Annotated in this window: 17 protein-coding genes and 1 tRNA gene; 9 read left to right on the forward strand and 9 right to left on the reverse strand. The window is 35.8% G+C overall.

The window, feature by feature from the left end:
- The 6 genes from ACEN2H_RS05310 to ACEN2H_RS05335 form a co-directional block, all read right to left on the reverse strand.
- Window positions 1–2,703 carry an ATP-binding protein gene (locus tag ACEN2H_RS05310; RefSeq protein ID WP_441731108.1) on the reverse strand — a complete coding sequence of 901 codons (2,703 nt, stop codon included), beginning with the start codon at window positions 2,701–2,703 and terminating at the stop codon, window positions 1–3.
- Window positions 2,696–2,890, reverse strand: coding sequence for a hypothetical protein (locus tag ACEN2H_RS05315; RefSeq protein WP_441731110.1), 195 nt, complete (start codon window positions 2,888–2,890; stop codon window positions 2,696–2,698). Before ACEN2H_RS05315 ends, ACEN2H_RS05310 begins: the two co-directional genes overlap by 8 nt.
- Before the next feature lie 86 nt (window positions 2,891–2,976).
- Window positions 2,977–4,728, reverse strand: coding sequence for a sodium:solute symporter family protein (locus tag ACEN2H_RS05320; protein ID WP_441731112.1), 1,752 nt, complete (start codon window positions 4,726–4,728; stop codon window positions 2,977–2,979).
- A 23-nt stretch (window positions 4,729–4,751) separates the two neighbouring features.
- On the reverse strand, window positions 4,752–5,015 hold the full coding sequence (locus ACEN2H_RS05325) for a DUF4212 domain-containing protein (RefSeq protein WP_441731114.1): 264 nt from the start codon (window positions 5,013–5,015) through the stop codon (window positions 4,752–4,754).
- Window positions 5,016–5,043: 28 nt separating this feature from the next.
- Window positions 5,044–6,282, reverse strand: a complete 1,239-nt coding sequence (locus ACEN2H_RS05330) for a hypothetical protein (protein WP_441731116.1) — start codon at window positions 6,280–6,282, stop codon at window positions 5,044–5,046.
- A gap of 107 nt (window positions 6,283–6,389) precedes the next feature.
- Window positions 6,390–6,809 (reverse strand): transposase, encoded by a 420-nt coding sequence (locus tag ACEN2H_RS05335; RefSeq protein WP_441731118.1) that lies wholly within the window; start codon window positions 6,807–6,809, stop codon window positions 6,390–6,392.
- A 221-nt stretch (window positions 6,810–7,030) separates the two neighbouring features.
- On the opposite strand from ACEN2H_RS05335, the gene ACEN2H_RS05340 reads away from it, so the two are divergent.
- Both ACEN2H_RS05340 and ACEN2H_RS05345 read left to right on the forward strand, forming a co-directional pair.
- Complete coding sequence (locus ACEN2H_RS05340) at window positions 7,031–8,950, forward strand: DUF294 nucleotidyltransferase-like domain-containing protein (RefSeq protein ID WP_441731120.1); 1,920 nt, start codon at window positions 7,031–7,033, stop codon at window positions 8,948–8,950.
- Window positions 8,951–9,568 carry a 3'-5' exonuclease gene (locus tag ACEN2H_RS05345; protein ID WP_441731122.1) on the forward strand — a complete coding sequence of 206 codons (618 nt, stop codon included), beginning with the start codon at window positions 8,951–8,953 and terminating at the stop codon, window positions 9,566–9,568. It begins immediately after the preceding gene.
- Between the two features lie 123 nt (window positions 9,569–9,691).
- On the opposite strand, the gene ACEN2H_RS05350 is transcribed toward ACEN2H_RS05345, so the two are convergent.
- Window positions 9,692–9,764 (reverse strand) — tRNA-Phe (locus tag ACEN2H_RS05350).
- A gap of 99 nt (window positions 9,765–9,863) precedes the next feature.
- Here ACEN2H_RS05350 and ACEN2H_RS05355 point away from each other — a divergent pair.
- From ACEN2H_RS05355 to ACEN2H_RS05380, 6 genes are all read left to right on the forward strand, one after another.
- Window positions 9,864–10,598, forward strand: coding sequence for a type III pantothenate kinase (locus ACEN2H_RS05355; RefSeq protein ID WP_441731124.1), 735 nt, complete (start codon window positions 9,864–9,866; stop codon window positions 10,596–10,598).
- Window positions 10,591–11,841, forward strand: coding sequence for a hypothetical protein (locus ACEN2H_RS05360; protein WP_441731126.1), 1,251 nt, complete (start codon window positions 10,591–10,593; stop codon window positions 11,839–11,841). The genes ACEN2H_RS05355 and ACEN2H_RS05360 overlap by 8 nt, the downstream gene beginning before the upstream one ends.
- 39 nt (window positions 11,842–11,880) lie before the next feature.
- Window positions 11,881–12,435: an LPS export ABC transporter periplasmic protein LptC gene (gene lptC, locus ACEN2H_RS05365; protein WP_441731128.1), complete on the forward strand. Its 555-nt coding sequence runs from the start codon at window positions 11,881–11,883 to the stop codon at window positions 12,433–12,435.
- Between the two features lie 18 nt (window positions 12,436–12,453).
- A complete protein-coding gene (locus ACEN2H_RS05370) occupies window positions 12,454–12,648 on the forward strand; it encodes a hypothetical protein (protein WP_441731130.1) in 195 nt (64 codons plus the stop codon).
- A 3-nt stretch (window positions 12,649–12,651) separates the two neighbouring features.
- A complete protein-coding gene (locus tag ACEN2H_RS05375; protein WP_441731132.1) occupies window positions 12,652–13,911 on the forward strand; it encodes a hemolysin family protein in 1,260 nt (419 codons plus the stop codon).
- 107 nt (window positions 13,912–14,018) lie between these two features.
- Window positions 14,019–16,115, forward strand: coding sequence for a peptidylprolyl isomerase (locus tag ACEN2H_RS05380; RefSeq protein ID WP_441731133.1), 2,097 nt, complete (start codon window positions 14,019–14,021; stop codon window positions 16,113–16,115).
- An 82-nt stretch (window positions 16,116–16,197) separates the two neighbouring features.
- Here ACEN2H_RS05380 and ACEN2H_RS05385 read toward each other — a convergent pair whose 3' ends face one another.
- Entirely contained in the window at window positions 16,198–17,118 is a 921-nt protein-coding gene (locus ACEN2H_RS05385; RefSeq protein ID WP_441731135.1) for a GYDIA family GHMP kinase, read from the reverse strand.
- A gap of 103 nt (window positions 17,119–17,221) precedes the next feature.
- Window positions 17,222–18,538: a hydroxymethylglutaryl-CoA reductase, degradative gene (locus ACEN2H_RS05390; protein WP_441731137.1), complete on the reverse strand. Its 1,317-nt coding sequence runs from the start codon at window positions 18,536–18,538 to the stop codon at window positions 17,222–17,224.
- Window positions 18,539–18,718: 180 nt separating this feature from the next.
- Between ACEN2H_RS05390 and ACEN2H_RS05395 the strand changes: the two genes are divergently transcribed.
- Window positions 18,719–20,887 (forward strand): S9 family peptidase, encoded by a 2,169-nt coding sequence (locus tag ACEN2H_RS05395; protein WP_441731139.1) that lies wholly within the window; start codon window positions 18,719–18,721, stop codon window positions 20,885–20,887.
- Window positions 20,888–20,908: the final 21 nt, after the last annotated feature.

Below are 20,908 nucleotides of genomic sequence, written 5' to 3' on the forward strand. Positions count from 1 at the left end.
TTAATGATTTTCAGTTGTATTGTAATTGGGTAAAGTAAAACTGAACGTTACCCCCTTTTGTAGTGTGCTTTCTACCCAAATTTCGCCTTTATGGTGTTCTATTATTTGTTTACAAATGGCAAGTCCTAGTCCGCTGCCAATAGGTTTTTTTACATTCTGGTCACGCGATTGATAAAATTTATCAAAAATGGGTTCTAAATCTTCGGGTTTAATTCCCGGCCCATTATTTAGAATGCTTACTTCTATTACTTCTTTTTTTTCAGTTACCGAAATACTTATTTTCCCATCCGTTTTTGCACAGAATTTAATGGCATTTGACAATAAATTATGGATTACCTGAATGATCCTTTCCTCGTCATAAAAAGCCTTTATTTCTGTCCCATTAAACTCGACATTAATGTTTTTGTTGTTGATTAACTGTCTTACAGAATCGAGCGTGTTAGCGATAGTTTTAGAAATATTGTTTTTTGAAAGATAAAGTTTTTGCTTTCCAGTTTCGTATTTTTCTAAATCCAGAATTTTGTCAATCAAACGATTTAAACGGTCCGATTCGGAAATGATGCTTTTTAGAAACTGTTTTCTTACTTCTTTTGGAATGTCGTCGTCGTCGTCATGTAAGATTTCGGTAGCTGCACGGATTGCCGTAATTGGTGTTCTTAATTCATGAGTAACCGTATCGAGAAATTCATCTTTTTGAATGTCTTTATTTATTAATGCTTGATTCGCATGTTTTAACTGTTCTGATATTTTTTTTAATTCATTCGAAGTATCTGTCAGTTTTTTGTTGATAATTATATTTTCTTTCGACTCTTCTAGAATTCGAAGTACTTCAGGTAGACTAATTTTATCTTCCTTTGCTACGCTTGATATTAATATTTTGGCGGAAGCTGTACCAATATGGCCTGTCAATAAATTTTCCGCAAATTTTATAAATCGGGCATCAGCTGTGGTAATGTTTTTGTCGATGTTGTATTTTAAATTGAATATTCCTAATGCTCTCTTGGTTCTTTCTTCGCCAAGAAATCGTTGTAATACTTTTTTAATATCAGATATATATGCGGTTCCTTTCCATACGAATGCATTTTCATGATTGGTTATGTATTTGTCTATACCTACAAACATTTCTGCATAATTGCGCTCTCTGTAATTTCCGCTAAAACTCACTGAAATAGCTAGAAAGAAGATTGTATTGATGAGTAAACTCCAGAAGAAAGCATGAGGTATGGGTTCTAAATAGTCTAAGCCAAAAAGCTGAAATGGTTTCAGTAGTTCAATTCCCCATGGTCCATTTTGTATAAAGGTACTCGTAGATTTTGTCACCCCGATCGCGTAAGGGACTAATAATGTGTAGAGACTTATTAAAAACCCTAGAACAATACCTACCACGGCTCCATTTTTAGATCCTCTTTTCCAGAATAAAGCACCGAAAAAGGCAGGAGCTAATTGAGCGATTAACACAAAAGAAACTAAGCCAATCGAAACTAAAGAATAATCTAAAACAAAAACACGGTATATTGCGTAAGCCAAAATAATAAGTAAAAAAATACCAATTTTTCTACTGTTTACGATTCGTTTACGATTTTTATCTGGAGATTTATCTTCAAGAGCGCCAATAAAACCATATGGGATTAAAAAATTGTTACTTAGCATAGTAGCCAAAGCGATGGAAGAAACTATAATCATAGATATAGCGGCCGAAAAACCTCCAAGAAATACGATAACCGTAAGGATATTATTATTGAAGTGTTGCGGAATCAATAAGGAATAGGTGTCCGAATTTAAGCCTTGTCCTTGAAACATGATATTTCCTCCCCAAGCAATTGGGAAAACAAAAAGATTGAACAGCAACAAATACAAAGGGAAAAGCCAAATAGCTGTTCGGATATGGGTTTCTTTATTATTTTCGACAATGGCAGTGTGAAATTGTCTAGGTAAAAGAAAAATCGCAAATGTGGATAAAACACAAAGAAAGAACCAATTGATTCCATTTGTTAAGTCACCAATTGAGTTTTTTTTATCAAAATCTTGAAGCACTGCGGCTTTAGTATAAATATCATCAAAGCCATCAAAAACAAAATAGGTGACATAAATACCTATTGTTAAAAAGAAAACTAATTTTAAAATAGACTCCATTGCAACGGCCGTAACAATTCCGCGTCTTTTTTCCGAAGCATCTACATATTTTGTCCCGTAGTAGGAAGCAAATAATGCGAGCGCAAGGCAAACATAAGTAGTGGTGTCAGAAAATATATTGGAGCTATATTGAGTTTTGGTAACAATATAGAAGGTGTCTGAGATCGACTTCAGTTGTAGGGATATGTAAGGTAAAATTCCAAAAACACAAATCAGGGTAACCAAAGCTCCCAAAAAACGACTGTTTCCGTATCGTAAAGAAATAAAATCTGCAATACTTGAGATTTTATTTACTCGCGAAATTCGGATAATTTTTTTGAGGATAATCATCCACGTTGGGATAATTATGATTGGACCTAAATAGATAGGTAAATAGCTCAAACCTGAATCCGCAGCAACACCGATGCTGCCATAGTAGGTCCATGCAGTGCAATAAACGGCTAAGGACAAGGAGTATATGTAAGGATTGTTTGTCCATTTAGAATGGCGCTTTTTCTCAGCCCAATGTGCTATATAAAAAAGAATAGATACATAGATTGCCAAAATCAGTAAAAGGCCTGCGCTACTCATAATATTTTGTTATGATTAGGTACGTAATGGCAATTGAAAACAACCATCCAGAGAAAATATAAATATACACAATTGGAAACCCAAAAAGAGGTCTTGAGCTATCAAACAATAGCAGAAGCGGAACGTTTAATCCCAATAACATTAGTAGTGAAAGTATAACCAGTTTTTGTTCGTGTCTCTTTTTCATGGTATGAAAATAAACAATCTCTACAAATAATTGTAGAGATTGTATATTAAAAAAAGCAAATTTCTTTATTTGAAATTGATTACTTTTTAATGTGTAGCTTCACCTGCACCAGATGGAATTCTAATGTGTTCCACAATATCTTGAACATCTTGGGGTGGTGCTGCTGTAAAACTTTTCACTGTAAAAGCAACAACGAAGTTTACAATCATAGCAATCGTTCCAAAACCTTCAGGAGAAATTCCGAACCACCAGCTTTCTTTCAAGCCTGCAACAGCATCTTTTCCACCATCAAAAAGGCCGAATTTGAACTTCAACATGTAGAAAAGCATCAATACCAATCCTGTTATCATACCAGCAATAGCACCTTCTTTGTTCATTTTCTTATCAAAAATTCCAAGAATAATAGCTGGAAAGAGTGAGGCAGCTGCTAAACCAAAAGCTAAGGCAACAACTGCGGCGACAAAGCCAGGAGGATTTATTCCAAACCATCCAGCGATAGCGACAGCTACTGCAGCAGCTCCACGAGCAGCCCAAAGTTCGTTTTTCTCAGAGATGTTTGGGTTGATCATTTTCTTGATGATATCATGAGATACAGAAGCTGAAATCACTAATAACAAACCTGCAGCAGTAGATAAAGCAGCCGCTAGAGCTCCTGCAGCAACTAAAGCAATAACCCAATTAGGTAAGTTTGCAATTTCAGGATTTGCAAGTACCATGATGTCTTTATCAATAGTCAATTCACTTCCTTTATTTCCTTTTGCTTCTTGTGCGGCCAAAAATGCAGCGTCTTTAGAGTTGTCATTGTAATACTGAATTTTTCCGTCTCCGTTTTTATCTTCAAATTTCAATAAACCCGTAGTTTCCCATTTTGTAAACCAAGCTGGCATAGAAGAATAGTCTTTTCCATTTACTGTTTCAATCAAATTAGTTTTTGCAAAAACAGCAATAGCTGGAGCAGTAGTGTATAAAATTGCGATCAAAACTAAAGCATATCCAGCTGATTTTCTTGCGTCTTTTACTCTTTTAACTGTAAAGAAACGAACAATTACGTGCGGTAATCCCGCAGTACCAACCATTAAAGCAAGTGTAATTGCGAATACATCAACCATTGATTTTGTGCCGTCTGTATAAACAGAAAACCCAAGATCTGTAGAAAGTCCGTTTAGTTTATCTATCAAATAAGTGTCGGTTCCTAAAACAGTTCCACCCATTCCTAATTGCGGAACTGGGTTTCCTGTCATTTGGATAGAAATAAAGATAGCAGGAACCATGAAAGCAAATATTAAAACACAATATTGTGCTACTTGGGTATATGTAATCCCTTTCATTCCACCTAAAGTGGCATAGAATAAAACGATTACCATACCTATAATTACGCCTGTATTGATGTCCACTTCTAAAAACTTTGAAAACACTAATCCTACTCCGCGCATTTGTCCTGCTACGTATGTAAACGAAACAACTAAAGCACAGATAACTGCAACGGTCCTAGCAGTGTTAGAGTAGTATCTTTCTCCGATGAAATCAGGCACGGTAAATTTCCCGAATTTTCGGAGATAAGGAGCTAATAAGAGTGCAAGCAGAACATATCCTCCGGTCCAACCCATTAAATAAACGGCACCATCATAACCATCAAAGGAAATGATACCCGCCATTGATATGAAAGATGCTGCACTCATCCAGTCAGCCGCTGTAGCCATTCCATTTGCCAATGGAGAAATTTCTCCTCCCGCAACATAAAATTCTTTAGTTGATCCAGCGCGAGACCAGATTGCAATTCCAATGTAGAGAGCAAATGTTACCCCAACAATTAAGTAGGTCCAAGTTTGTAAATCCATGATATTTTAGTTTTTTTAGTTTTTTATTCTTCGTCGTAGCCGTATTTTTTATCTAATTTGTTCATTAATCGAACATAAACAAATATCAATATGACAAATACATAAATTGAACCTTGTTGTGCAAACCAGAAACCAAGTGGAAAACCACCTAATTTAATCGAATCTAATGCGGTTTTGAAAAGGATTCCAGCTCCATAGGAAACCGCGAACCAAATACTTAATAAAATCAAAAGGTATCTCAGGTTTTCCTTCCAATACGCTGACGCTTTTTCTTGTTGATCGCTCATAATAAATTATTAATAAAGGGTTAGTAGACTATAGATAAATCATTGCTTGCAAAGTAACCGTGTTGACCGATTTGTTTGTAGCATATTTCAAAGTTTGGTACTCGAGAGTTAGTTTAGAATTATGTCCGCTAAAAAACGCATTAATACCTAATCCTAATTGAGAAGCATTATCATTTAATACATCGATTTGTCTTTCGTCAAAAGATACATAAGGTTGGAAACGTGTTTTTGATTTTCCAGGAAGTACATAACCGGCGTGTAAATGAACCATTGAGCCTGTTTCGTAGGTTGTTCCTAGTCTATAATCTTTTCCGTAATCCGTATTTTGATATAAAGCGTAAGCGGTAAATGCGGCACCTTGGCTTCCTACTGGCACGTCATAAAAAGCATCAAGTCCAAAAACTGAAACGTTTTCTCCGCTTAAATTTCCTGCTGCATCGGCAATCACGGCTCCATTAGGATGTGAAAAGAATCCTGCTCCAATATTGAATACTTTTTTTGAACCTAAATAAGAACCTACTTTGTAAGGAAGAAAGTTGCTTTCAGACTCTAGTATAGCATATTCAAAATAGCCAGCATACGTTCTTCCTGCTTCTTTTGAGCCCAATAGTCTTTGCCCAGTATAGGTTGCGGCTCCACCATTTGTTGGCACTGCAGCTGCTTGTAAGTTATTAACTAAGGCATTATTCACGGACACTCGATATTGGAATTTTCCAACAGATCCTTTTGCATAAACTCCTATGTGCCTAGCAAATTGGTCAGATAGTCCAAGCGTAGCCCAAGCTTGTCTTTGGTTGTCTAAGGTCATTAAGTTTAAGGTACTTTGGTTGTTTAAACGGGATATTCCATTCCAATAATGCAATCCACCGCCGACAGCATTATTTTTCCCTAAACTGTATTGTGCCCATGCATCATGCAAAAACACTTGAGATCCCTCTCCTGTTCCGGTAGGGCTCATTGTGTTAGAATTTAAGCTGTTAAGTCCTATGTGTGTTAAGATTAAAAAATCTTTATTGATTTGTGCATACATTAGTATACGAGCTCTTCGGACACTGAAGTCTAAATCAGCTTGTTCGTTACCTTTCGCGTCTAAAGGACGGTCAGAATTGTATTGCCCCCATATTTGTGCCCAGGATAGTACTCTAAGGTATTTTGAGCCATCCTCATTTAAATTGAATTTCATTCCGGCACCGTAATCGGGAGAACCTTGAGAAAATCCTTTTAAAGACAAAAGCAGTAAGGCTGCGATCAAAGAAATTTTTTTCATAATAAATTAAATTTTTGGTTAGTAAAACGCTTGGTTTTAAAGCAGCCAAAGTCTAATTTTTTGTTAAGAAAAAAAATTATGATATATATAAATGTAAATTAGTATAGTTAGTCCTTGAATCGTTCCCACTTTATAAGCATAAACTTGTCGCCGAGTTCCGTTATTATCATACCTGCGCCAGATAGTAAATCCTTGTTTTTTATGTATTCAATCAACTCTAAATGATTAAATATCTTATAGGTGGGGTGGTAGTTGGCATGGGACGGTTTTTTGATATTGAACGATTTTACCCAATTACTAATGGTGACATGAGAAACTCCGATTATGCGTTCGATTTCTCGGTAACTTAGTCCTTCAAGGTACAATTGAAGTGCTTTCGTAACATAGTATTCGTCGATTTTTTTCCCTATTTTATTAACAGTAAAAAAGTAGTTGCATTTTTTGCACAAGTACCGCTGTTTACTGTTGATTACGCCGCTTTTTATGATTTGACTTCCTTGGCATTTCGGACAGGCTAAAATCTCCATGTATATAAATTTTGCATAAATATAGTAAATTAGCAATTATATTTAAGCTGATATTGTAAATAAAAACACAAATATTTGCGCAGGCCCCATTTATATTAGTTTTTTTATGTAAATATGATAAAAAAACAGTCTTTTTTTTTATGGACTCTTATTTAGCTATAAATGACCTTAATTGAGTAGCGAATATTTTTTTTGTATTTTTAGATACTAATAAATTAATTATGAAAAATTCGATAGCGGAACGAATTGCAGACTTTCTTCAAAAGCATCCTCCGTTTTGCCACCTTAGCTTGTTTGATTTAGTGGCTATTTCCAAAGAATCTCGGGTGCTTCATTTGGAAAAAAAAGAAGTTCTTTTTAGTGTTAAAGATGAGCCTCATCCTTTTTTTTATGTTGTCAAGGAAGGAGCGGTAGCGCTATCGGTTGTTTATGATGGGGAACAGCTTCTTATTGATGAATGTGATGAGGGCGACATCTTAGGTTTGCGTCCTTTTTTTGCCAAGGATGCCTACTTGATGACTGCAGAGGCAAGCGAAGAAAGCCTGCTCTATGCTATTCCAATAGCCATTTTTAAGCCGTATATTTTTGAAAATGTTGAGGTTTCTAGTTTTTTGTTAGAAAGTTTCGCTTCTAATACCCGCAACCCGCATGATAAGGAAAATAAGGGGAAGCTGATTTCTGAAAGTGTAATCTACAATGAGCGGGAAGACGCGATTCAATACTTTAAGCCCATTTCTTATACTGCAAAACCTATCACAGCCAATAGATCTGATTCTGTCAAGGCAATAGCGGAAACAATGACGCAACATAAAATAGGGAGTGTCATTATTCAGGAAAACCGTCTTCCCATTGGTATTATCACCGATAAAGATTTACGTTCCAAAATAGCCACTGGTTTGTTTAGTATACAAGCAACAGCAGAAGAGATTATGTCGGTACCTGTCGTTACTGTCTCATCAAACGGATCAGTTGCTGAAACCCAGTTGACGATGCTTCAGTACGATGTAGCTCATTTATGTGTAACTCTTGACGGCACTAGGGAATCAGAAATTATAGGAATCATCTCTGAGCACGATGTGGTTGTCGCTCAGGCAAATAATCCAGGAGTATTAGTAAAACAGATCAAACGTGCCGAAAGTGCGGAAGAGCTTAAAGCGGTCAGGCTAAACCTGAATAAGTTAATTCAGAATTCATTAAGTGAAGATATTCCAATAGCACATCTCTGCCAGATTGTTGGGGAAATTAATAGAGCTATAACAAGTCGGGCCATTGAATTGTCCATAAATAAAATCGGGGAAGAGCCTGCTGTTGCTTTTGCATGGTTGAACATAGGTAGTCAGGGTCGAAAAGAACAGTTATTGCTTACGGACCAAGATAATGCTTTGGTTTTTGAAGATGTATCTGAAGAAAGGTACAGTGACGTTAAAGAGTATTTTATAGAATTGGCGGATAATGTTACTAGTATATTAAATGTGGTTGGATATGAATTTTGCCCGGCAGATATGATGGCCAGTAATCCATTATGGTGTCAATCCTTAAAGGAGTGGAACGCACAATATAACACTTGGATTCATAGTCCTGCCGAGAAAGGAATTCTTATGTGTTCTATTTTTTTTGATTATGACTTTGTTTATGGCGATAAAGAGTTGGTTGATTCAATCACAGCTAATATTTTAAAAAACGTAGATAAAAACCAAATTTTCTTTGCTTATTTAGGTAGAGATGCCTTAAAAAACCCTGCTCCACTAGGTTTCTTTAGGCAGTTTTTGGTAGAAAAAGACGGTGAGCATAAAGACACTTTCGATGTTAAAAGTAGGGGGTTGATGCCTTTGATTGATGCGGCTAGATTATTGTCTTTAAATCAAAAAATTACAGGGGTGAACAATACGCTTGCAAGGTTTAAGGAATTGGCAGCTTTAGAATCGCAAAATGCGGCAACCTATGAAGCTTGTTCTGAAGCATTTTCTATTTTACTGAAATTTAGAACGCAAGAAGGTTTTGCAAGTAATTCGGGGGGAAGGTATTTAGACTTAAATAAATTGACAAAATTAGATAAAGTAAAGCTTAAAAATGCATTCCATCCGATAAGTGATGTTCAAGAGATTCTTAAAACACGATTTCAACTTACTTATTTTACTTAGATGAGGTTATTTAATTGGTTTAAAAAAGACAAAAAGAGCTACCCCGAATTTTGGCAAAACTATTTGGCTTGTTTTGATGCGAAAGCAGATAAGAAGTTAGTGAAAAGATTTGTGGTTTTTGATACTGAAACAACTGGTTTGGATGTTCGACGCGATGTTATCTTATCGATTGGTGCCATTGCGATTTATGACAACTCGATAGTTGTGAATGATTCGTTGGAGATTTTTGTAGAGCAAAATGTATTCAAAACAGAATCAGTGCCCATTCACGGCATTTTGAAAGAAGGTAAAGAGGAAAAACAAGGGGAGACTGAAGCTTTAATTAAGTTTCTTGAGTATGTCAAAGACTCGACTTTAGTTGGACACCACCTGCATTTTGATGTAAAGATGGTCAATGCATCTTTGAAGCGAATGGGCTTGGGGAAACTAAAAAATCGTAGCATGGATACTAATTTGATGTATCGAAAATTTAAAGGCTTGCAAGAAGACCAGCACGCCAGTTTAGATGAATTATGTCAGGTTTTTAAAATCCAAAAAAGTGATCGGCATACTGCTGCGGGTGATGCATTTATTACGGCTTTGATTTTTTTGCGACTTAAAAATAAGTGGAGGAAGTAGTGCTGTTTATAAAGACAGTTTGCGGTTTATGGTTTTCTTAAGGGCTGCCTTTAAATGGTGGTGAATTATTTATGGTCAGTTATAATAAAAACAAAAAACCCAAACATTTCTGTTTGGGTTTTGTGGTACCTCCAGGGATCGAACCAGGGACACATGGATTTTCAGTCCATTGCTCTACCATCTGAGCTAAGGTACCGCGCTTATTGCGGGTGCAAAGATAGGATGTTTTTTAGTATATCCAAAACATTTTTTTAAAAAAATCAATTCGTACCTTCGCACAATCAAAATCAAAATTATGATATTAACTATTGATGTAGGAAATACTAGAATTAAAGCCGCTGTTTTTGAGGGGGATATCCTTTTGGAGCAGCTTGTCTTTTTTAAAAATGAGCTTCAAAAGAACATTGAAAATATTTTAAAAAAATTTAAAAATACGACTCATTTGGTGGTAGCTTCAGTCGGAAATGTAGAAAAAGAAGTGTTTTTAGGTTTTAATAACGAGCTAATCGTACATTTTGTAAGTCATCATGATCCTTTTCCTTTTAATAATAAATATGAGACGCCAGAAACCTTAGGAATTGATCGTATGGTCCTTGCTTCTGGCGCGGCCTTAAGGTTTCCTAGGCAAAACCGATTGGTTATTGACGCAGGTACATGTATAACCTACGATTTCATTGATCAAAACAACAACTATCTGGGCGGGGCAATATCACCTGGTTTGCGATTGCGGTATGAATCATTGCATAAGTATACTTCAAAGTTACCTTTGCTAGAATTAGAAAGCCCGAAGCATTTTATAGGGACATCAACCTCGCAATCAATTCATTCAGGTGTAGTTAATGCATTGGTATATGAGATGGATGGTTTTATCGATGAATATAAACGACTTTCTTCAAATTTTATAATAATTTTAACGGGTGGAGACACAGAATTTTTGGCTAAACGATTAAAAAATACCATATTTGCCAATTCAAATTTTCTAATAGAAAGTTTAAATCAAACATTTCAATATAAAATCAACAATGATTAAAAAAATTATAGTAAGCGCCTGTTTGCTCTTGTCGTTAGTTTCATTTGCCCAAGACGGAACGGCATCACCTTATTCGTATTATGGAATTGGTGATGTAAGATTTAGGGGAACGGTTGAAAGTCGTTCCATGGCCGGAATAGCGGTAGAGAAAGACAGTATTCATATTAATCTGGAAAACCCGGCAAGTTTTGCAAATTTAAAACTTACTACTTTTACGATTGGAGGTACTTTAAATAATGTAAATTTAAAATCAGACAATAAGACTGAAAGTGCCAAAAGAACAACCTTAGATTATCTTGCGGTAGGTTTGCCTCTTGGGAAATGGGGTGTCGGTTTTGGATTAATTCCTTACTCTTCTGTGGGGTATAAAATCGAATCCATTTCTGGAAACCTTGATGCAAGTAATAGCCGCTATGCTGGGGCAGGTGGTTTGAATAAGGCTTTTTTAGGAGTTGGATATAAAGTTACTCCAAAATTCAGCGTAGGTGCTGATTTGCAATATAATTTCGGAAGTGTAGAAACAAGTAGTTTAGAGTTTATCACTGGTATTCCAGTGGGTACTCGTGAAACCAACACCTCTCTTCTGTCGGGTGTTAATTTTAATGTTGGAGCAATGTACCAAACCAACATTAACAAAAAACTGACGCTATACAGTGGTTTGAATTATACTATAGAAAACACCTTGAAATCGCAGAACACCAGAAACATATCTACGGTGACATACAATTCAGTGTTCGACTTGGCAGTGTCGGATATTGTAGCGGAACAAAAAAACAATGTTGATCTACTTTTTCCAGGGAAAATATCTTTAAGTGCAGGTATTGGCGAGTCTAAAAAATGGCTTTTGGGAGGTAGAATCGATTATCAAAAAACAGCTGCTCAGGCAAATAGTTATAATGAGTCAAGCAATGTAGGGTATGGTAAATATGGGAGCGTAAGTCTAGGGGGGTATTATATTCCTAATTACAATTCTTTCTCTAGTTATATTAACAGGATCGTCTATCGAGGAGGTTTGAGATATGAAAAAACAGGCCTGGTTGTTAATTCTGAGTCCATAAATGATATCGGGTTGACCATAGGTTTAGGGTTGCCAATTACGGGATCTTATTCTAATGTCAATATAGGGTTTGAACTAGGTAAAAGAGGCACAACAAACTCAAGTTTAGTTGAGGAAAATTACGCTAAAATTAGTGTAGGGTTTTCGTTTAATGATAAGTGGTTTCAACAAAGAAAGTTTGACTAAGGTTAACATAATAACTCATCACTTTGTCATTTTTGACGTATGATCTTAATTAAAAAACATAAAGTACTTTCGATAGTCACAGTTTTCGCTGTGACTCTGTTTTTTGGTTGCGAAAGTAAGTTCAAAGAGGTGCAAAAGATAAATTTCACTGAGTTTGTGCCTAGTGGGGATGCAGACGATGTGAATCTAAAGTATACGGATTCGGGTCTCATAAAAGTAATTTTGATTAGTCCTAAAATGTTAGATTACTCCAGTGTTAGTTTTCCTTTTCAGGAATTTCCTAAAGGTATAGATGTTACCTTATACGATAACAAGGGGAAAACTACTCGCGTAACGTCAAATTATGCAGTATCTTATAAACTTACTAATATCATTGACCTGCAGGGCAAGGTGAAGATTGTCTCGCAAAATGGACAGACACTAGAAACGGAACAATTGTATTACGATCAGAAGAATGAATGGTTTTTTACTGAAAAAAAGTTTAAATTTACAGACCTTAAGGGATCTTCAAATGGACAGGGAATTGATTTTAGTAAAGATTTTAAAATTATCAATTCACAAAAAATAATAGGCGAATTCGATTCCGCTGAATAAATATAAAAAAATACGAATATGGGCTACTTAAAATTCACACCTTACATTTACCTGATTTTTGCCTTATACTTTATTTACGAGGGAATGGCAAAGTGGAATGACCCTGATGCAACGCCATGGTTGAGCTTCATGATTGGTGGCTTGGCAATTTTCATGTTTTTCTTTAGACGAAAATTCGCGAAAAAAATGGAAGATCGAAAAAGTAAATCTTAATATATGGGAATTAGTATTATAATACTATGTCTAATATTAAGTGCTTTTTTTTCAGGAATGGAAATCGCATTTATTTCTTCTAATAAAATTTATCTTGAAATTGAAAAAAAACAAGATAACTTTCTATCTAAAATTCTTACCAGACTTACCGAAAAACCATCTAAATTTATTGCAGCTATGCTTATTGGGAACAATATTGCCTTAGTTGTTTATGGATTTTTAATGGGTGATCTACTGATGAATTGGATTGATTCGTTTCAGTATCATTTTTCCGACTTGCTGAACCTTTTTATACAGACACTCCTTTCTACATTGGTCGTTTTGATAACTGCGGAGTTTTTGCCAAAGGTTTTTTTTCAAATATATGCCAACACCTTAATAAAGTTTTTCGCGATACCTGCGTACGGGTTTTACATTTTGTTTTATTTCATTTCCTCTTTTTTTATCTGGGTTTCAGATTTTATTCTGAAAAAATTTTTTGGATCAGATGGAGATCAGGTGCAACTTTATTTTAGTAAGATAGAATTAGGGAATTATATCGTAGAGCAAATGAGTACCGTTGATGACGACGACGATGTCGATTCGGAAATTCAAATGTTTCAGAACGCCTTGGAGTTTTCTGGCGTGAAAGCTAGGGATGTAATGAGTCCGAGAACTGAAATCGTAGCTATTGACTTGTTTGATACGATAGCCGAGCTTAAAGAACTCTTTATTGCAACAGGCTACTCGAAGATTGTGGTCTACGAAAACTCGCTCGACGAGATTGTCGGTTATGTGCACTCTTATGACTTATTTAAAAAACCCGCAAGCATCAAAGCTATTGTGATTTCTGTTGAATTTGTTCCTGAAACAATTTACGTTAAAGACGTCATGAATCTACTTACTAAAAAGCGCAAAAGCGTAGCGGTAGTTCTGGATGAATATGGAGGGACTTCTGGTATCGTTACGATAGAAGACATAGTTGAAGAGCTTTTTGGTGAAATAGAAGATGAACACGATTCTGATGAGGAACTTATAGAAAAGGAGTTAGGTGATGACACCTACCTTTTTTCAGCTCGCTTTGATGTCGAGTATTTGAATCAAACCTATAAACTTAGTATTCCTGAAAGCGACTCTTATGGAACCTTGGGCGGTTTTATTGTTGATTTCACAAATGACATACCGTTAAAAGGAGAGGCCATTACAATAGGGAATTATCACTTTATAATTGAAGAAGCTACGAATAAGAAAATAGAATTGGTTAAATTGACCATAAAAGAGTGATTTATTTTATAAAAACTTTTTTTTTGTAAAATAAAACCCTAGTAGTATAATTATTAATCATATAATTGTATTTTCGCAAACTGAATATAAAATTAACAACAGTAAAAATGGCAGTTTTATCAAATATTAGACAACGTTCCGCATTAATGATTGCAGTTATTGCATTCGCTTTATTTGCTTTTATCATTGGTGATCTATTTAGCAGTGGTGGTTTTAATAGTACGTCAAAAGACGTAGGTAGCATCAACGGGAAGGATATTTCGTTTGAGGATTTTAGAATTAAAGTCGGGAATGTTGAGAAAAGCGGTCAAGGGATCACTTCTACAGCGGCAGCAAACAGAGTTTGGGATCAGGAAGTATCGGTTGCTTTGTTAACTGGCGAATTTGATAAGTTGGGCTTAAGAGTTGGCGAGAAGCACATACTAGAAGTTTTGAAAGCAGATCAAAATATTGGTAAAAATCCATTGTTCCTAAATGCGGTAGGAGTTTTTGATATTGCAAAGTTTAAGCAATATTTCAAAGCAAATCCAGCGCAAGCACAGTATTTGGTAGATAGAGAGAAAGATGCTGAGTTAAATGCAAAATTTCAAATATATAACACCCTAATTAAGTCAAGCCTTTTCGCGACAGAGAGCGAAGGGAAGTTGAAATACGAAATGGAAGCCAGTAAAGTGAGTTTCGCTTATGTTGCTGGATTGTATTCTACAATTAAAGACAGTGAAGTAAAAGTTACTGACGCTGAGATTAAGGATTACATGATTAAAAACCAAAAGAAATTCAAAGCAGATGAAACTCGTGAAGTGGAATATGTTTTGATTGAGGATAAGGCTTCAACAGAAGATGAGGCGGAAGTTAAATCAAGAATAAACGGATTGCTATCTGGAAGCGTCGTTTATAATCAAGCAACAGCTAAAAACGATACTTTATCAGGGTTTAAATCGGCTAAAAATACAATTGAGTTTGTGAATTCAAATTCAGATGTTCCTTACGATTCTACTTATATTGCTAAAAAAGATTTACCGGCTATTGATGCAGACTTATTGTTTAATCTTGCGGCAGGCGAAGTTTATGGGCCTTACGTATTTGGAAACTATTATGCTGTTTCAAAATCTTTGGGTAAAAGATTAGGAGTGAATGCAAAGGCAAGCCATATCTTAATCAGTTATGAAGGGACTCAAGTGCCTAATAAAAAAGAAATAAGAACTAAGGAAGAGGCAAAAGCTAAAGCGGAAGCTATATTAGCTCAAGTTCAAGCAAATCCAGATAGCTTCATGATGTCAGCTTTTTCAAATTCTGACGATTCATCAGCACAACAAGGAGGGGATTTAGGGTATTTTGGACCAAACCAAATGGTGAAACCATTTAATGATTTTGTTTTTAACAACAGTATTGGTAAAGTAGGTTTAGTAGAAACGCCTTTTGGTTTTCATATTATCAAGATAACTGACAAACAAGACGGAATTCGTCTAGCGACTATTGGTCTAAAGATTGAAGCTTCTGAAGCTACTTCAGATAAAATGTTTACACAGGCTACTAAATTTGAAATGGAATCTGCTGATAAAGGTTTTGACAAGGTAGCGAAGGAAATGGGACTTAAGGTCGAATCTCCTGCAACTGTTAAAGCAATGGATGAGAACTTTGGCCCTTTAGGGAATCAAAGATCTATTGTGAGATGGGCTTTTGAGGATGCTACTAAGGTAGGTACGGTTAAGCGATTTGAAGTGGCCAATGTAGGGCACGTTATCGCAACTGTTAAAAATATAGATGATTCAGGATTAGCTCCAATTTCTCAAGCTAGAGCTTATGTCGAGCCGATTCTTAAAAACAAGAAAAAAGCGGAATTGATTAAAGCTAAAATGTCAGGAAGTTCTATGGAAACAATTGCTAAAGCAGCAGGTTCAACTGTTTTGCAAGCAACTGATGTCACTATGTCCAATCCAATGTTGACAGGTGTTGGGCTAGAGCCAAAAGTTGTAGGTAATGCATTCGCTTTGGCTGCAAACAAATTGTCTGCTCCAATCGAAGGAAACACAGGGGTATATGTTGTGAAAAACATTAGTACCGTAAAAGCACCAGATCTGAAAGATCATGCTGCATATGTTGCGCAATTGAAAGCACAATCTGCCGGAGACGTAAACAGAGTTTTACCCGCCCTGAAAGACAATGCTAAAATTGAAGATAACAGAAAGCAGTTCAATTACTAAAATATAATGCTTAGGTAATAATAGTTCATAAAAAAACTCGATATTTAGTATCGAGTTTTTTTATGACTATTTTTGAAGGCCTCTACTGACTCAATATCATTTCTTCGTAGGTTAAAATAGTATTATATCCTTTGGCAGCAAAATAAGTAGTAGGATTTTCATCCCAAATCACCATTACAAAATCTCCACCCCAAGCGCCTAAGCTTTTTATTTCCCCGTCAAAATCACTAAACAAGGCTTCTTTAACCGTTTTTATTGCTAGTACTTGACTCATTTCCGCTTCATGTGATGCAAGTGCTTGCGCAAATGACGTGATGGTCTCGGCATTTAAAACTTGCTGCGTTATGGTATCAATTGTTCGAATCCTTTTGTCTAAGCTGTGGGCTTTTTCGTTTTGGTACTGAGCTATGGATGATTTGCTGCTTTGTTTTTTATTAAGATAAACAAAATAAATGTTTTCTTTGAATTCTGGATTGAAAGAAACTCTGTCAACGATAGGTTTCCCTTTCTCAAGATGGTAAAGGATGGGGCTGTCATTTTGTGCGCAGGCAATGTCGTAGCCACTACCACCGAAACTGTTATTAAGCAGGGTGAAGGCGTCGATTTGCTGCCACTGCGCTATATTGTTTATCAAGGTAGACGAAGTACCCAATCCCCACTTTTTAGGGAACGCGAGTTGGGTTTTTATTTGATAACCCGAAGAGTTGTTTACAAGATCAGGATTTAGGAGATAGGCCTCATGTAAAATAGTGACTAAAGTGTTCTTTACGGTTTCTGCTTTTGTGTTTATTGGATTCGTAATTTCCGAAAAGGAAATGCTGTCTTCGAACCATATACTACCGTCTGCGTCATAACTTATCCAATATATTTCTCCATTCACGCCTTCTTCAACATTCAGAGTTTGTCCAAATTTTGTGGGTAAGGCCAGTGCTTTTGCGCCGTCCAGAACCAAATATTCCCCTGTAATTAAAAGTTTTCCGTTGCTGTAGAATGTTTTTTTCATTTATCCTGAATTTATTCAGTGTGGTTTTTAGTCTCTATCATCCCTTTATTTGATTTATTTAATCAAATAAAGCTTCAGTAAATAGCGGGAATAGTTCCTGATACTATTTTCGTAGATTTTCAATCAATTCGACCACTCCGCTGTGTGAAACGGCATGGTGTTTAAAATGCTTTCTGATTAAAATCCGTTCGTTGTCATTTGCGTCAAATTGATTCAGGATATTATTCAAATGCATTTTCATGTGGCCATCCTGTATGCCTGTTGTAGTCAGGGAGCGCAAGGCAGCAAAATTCTGTGCCAAGCCCGCTACGGCAACAACTTGCATTAATTCTTTGGCGGAAGGGTTTTCTAGCATTTCTAATGATAGTTTCACTAAAGGATGCAAAGAGGTGAGTCCGCCCACGGTTCCTAGTGCCAAAGGAATTTCTAGCCAAAATGTAAAGATGCCATTTTCTATTTTTGCATGGGACAAGCTGGAATATTGCCCCGATTTAGCTGCATAAGCGTGTATTCCCGCTTCGACGGCACGAAAATCATTTCCCGTCGCCAATACGACAGCGTCGACTCCGTTCATGATTCCTTTGTTGTGTGTCACCGCTCTGAAGGGCTCCACTTCTGCAATTTGAACGGCTTGAACAAATCGCTCCGCAAATTCTTGCGGGTTTGTAATATGTTTTTCAGCTAATGCTTCTATGGGGCAGGAAACTTCGGCTCTTACTATACAGTTGGGAACGTAATTAGAAAGAATACTCATAATTACTTGAAGGTTCTTTTCGGTTTCGGTAAAGAGATTGTAAGCTAATGATTCTTCTTTTAATATTCGGGCAAATTGTTCTAAACAAGAGTTGATAAAATTTGCTCCCATGCTGTCTTTTGTTTCAAAAGTGGCATGAAGTTGAAAATAATCGGGAAGTAGGTTTGTTTTATCCTGCAGCACGATATCAAGAATCCCGCCGCCGCGTTTTTGCATTTTTTTAGTGATACTCTCTGTCTGTTCATAGAACTTGGCCTTAGTTTGGGCAAAGAATAATTGAAGTTTCGAAACATCTCCTTTGAATATAAAGTGTACTTGCCCTATTTTTTCGGTATTCACTACGGTTGCTTTAAACCCTCCTCGTGTTGACCAAAATTTTGATGAGTTAGATGCCGCAGCAACAACAGAACTCTCCTCAATTGCCATCGGAATCGTGCAATATTTCCCATTAATGAGGAAATTAGGGGCAACTCCAAGAGGTATGTAGAAATTAGTTATGGTGTTTTCGATGAATTCATCGTGTAGCTTTTGTATTTTTTCATCTGAATTCCAATAGTTTTTTAGTAAAAGTATTGCTTCCGAAGGAGTTGAGAAGTATTCTTTAGCAATCCAGTTTATTTTTTCCTCTTTGGATAGTTTTGAAAAGCCAGTGACAGGGTTATTCATTTTCAATAGATTATAGTATAATTTAGCGCAAAGATACATTTTTAGAGGTTTTATAATGCTTAAATTATCACGATTAAATGGATTTTTAGAATGTTGGATGCAACATTTAACACACGAAATGTGATATAATTGTAAAATTTTCACTAAAATTGGCGTCTTTTGTACCTATAAATCATTACTATGAATTCTAAACATTTTTCGGTCCTATTTTTATTTTTGTGTTTCAGTGTTTTTGGACAACAAAAAATCTCTGTTGAAAAAATTTACACGGGTGCTTTTCGTGCTCAAGGAATGGATGAATTACATTCTTTAAAAAACACCAATCAATATACGGTATTGAACGAAGACATGAATGGAGAGCAGCAAATTGATTTGTTTGATTTTGCAACGCTAAAAAAAACAAGTACTTTATTCGATACAAATAACTACTCTAAGGACTTGCCTAATATTTCCAGCTATACGTTTGATGCTACTGAAAAATTAATTTTACTAGCTTTTAATTCAAAGCAGATCTTTAGACATTCTTTCACGGCAGATTATTACTTATACAATATTAGTAATAACGAATTAACTAAGTTATTTGACTTTCAAGTACAAGAACCTACATTTTCAGCGGATGGTAAAAAAATTGCCTATGCTAAAGAGAATAATCTTTTTGTATACGATTTGCAGACAAAGAAATCAACTCAAATCACCACTGACGGTAAGAAAAACGCAATCATAAACGGTATTACTGACTGGGTTTACGAAGAAGAGTTTGCTTTTGTAAGAGCTTTTGATTGGAGTGCCGACAGTAAAAAACTGGCTTACATTCGTTTTGACGAAAGTCAAGTACCTGAATTCTCGATGTCGAAATTTGGTACGTCTTTGTATCCTACAATCGAGACATTTAAGTATCCAAAAGCAGGAGAGAAAAACTCTCTTGTTTCATTGCATATTTATGATGTTGCAGCAGCAACTACTAAAGAAGTTAACTTAGGGAATTACAATGATTTTTATATTGCGCGTATGCAATGGACTAATGACGCCAATGTTTTGACAGCCCAAGTTTTGAATCGCCACCAAGATAATTTATACTTATTGTTTATTGATGGAACTACGGCAACATCAAAAGTAGTATTGAATGAAAAAGACAATGCATATATTGATGTTACAGATAACCTCACATTTTTGAAAGACAATAGTTTTATCTGGACCAGTGAGAAAGACGGTTTTAATCACATTTATGTTTACGATAAAAAAGGGAAGTTGGTAAACCAAGTGACTAAAGGGAACTGGGAAGTGACTTCTTATTATGGTTTTAATGAAAAAGCAAGTACGTTTTTTTATCAGTCTACCGAGAATGGTTCTATTAACAGAGCTGTTTATAGTATTGGATTAAACGGTAAAAACAAAAAGGCGTTATCTACAGAAAAGGGAACTAATAATGCCACTTTCAGCCCAAACTTTCAGTATTACATTAACACTTTTTCCAGTGCGACGCAGCCGACAACTTACACCTTAAACGAAGCAAAAACAGGAAAACAATTACAGGTTATTGAAAACAACGAAGCCTTGGCTACAAAATTGAAAGATTATGATTTGCCAGTTAAGGAGTTTTTTGTTTTAAAAACAGAAAAAGGGAACGAGTTGAATGCGTGGATTATTAAACCGAAAGATTTTGACGCTTCAAAGAAATATCCAGTTTTTATGTACCAGTATTCGGGACCCGGATCGCAGCAGGTTGCTAATCAATGGAATTCTACTAATGATTATTGGTTTATGATGCTTTCTCAACAAGGGTATATTGTTGCTTGTGTTGACGGTAGAGGAACTGGTTTTAAAGGTGCTGACTTTAAAAAAGTGACTCAGTTACAATTAGGGAAATATGAAGTAGAGGACCAAATTGATGCTGCAAAGCTAATCGGGAATTATTCGTTTGTGGATAAATCAAGAATTGGTATATTTGGCTGGTCATATGGTGGATTTATGTCTTCGAACTGTCTTTTCAAAGGAAACGATACTTTTAAAATGGCGATTGCTGTAGCTCCTGTTACGAATTGGAGATTTTATGACAGCATATATACAGAAAGATACTTGCAGACACCACAAGAAAACGCAAGTGGCTATGACGATAACTCTCCTATCAATTATGTAGACGGGCTAAAAGGAAAGTTTCTTTTAATTCACGGAAGCGGAGATGATAATGTACATGTTCAAAATTCGATGCAAATGATGGAGGCGCTAATTCAAGCCAATAAGCAATTTGACTCACAGATATACCCGGATAAAAATCACGGAATTTACGGTGGAATGACTAGAATTCAGTTGTACAACAAAATGACTAATTTTATCAACGAAAACCTATAGAGCGTAAGTGAACAATAGAAG

The sequence above is a fragment of the Flavobacterium sp. W22_SRS_FP1 genome (genome assembly GCF_052113685.1).
Lineage (GTDB): Bacteria > Bacteroidota > Bacteroidia > Flavobacteriales > Flavobacteriaceae > Flavobacterium.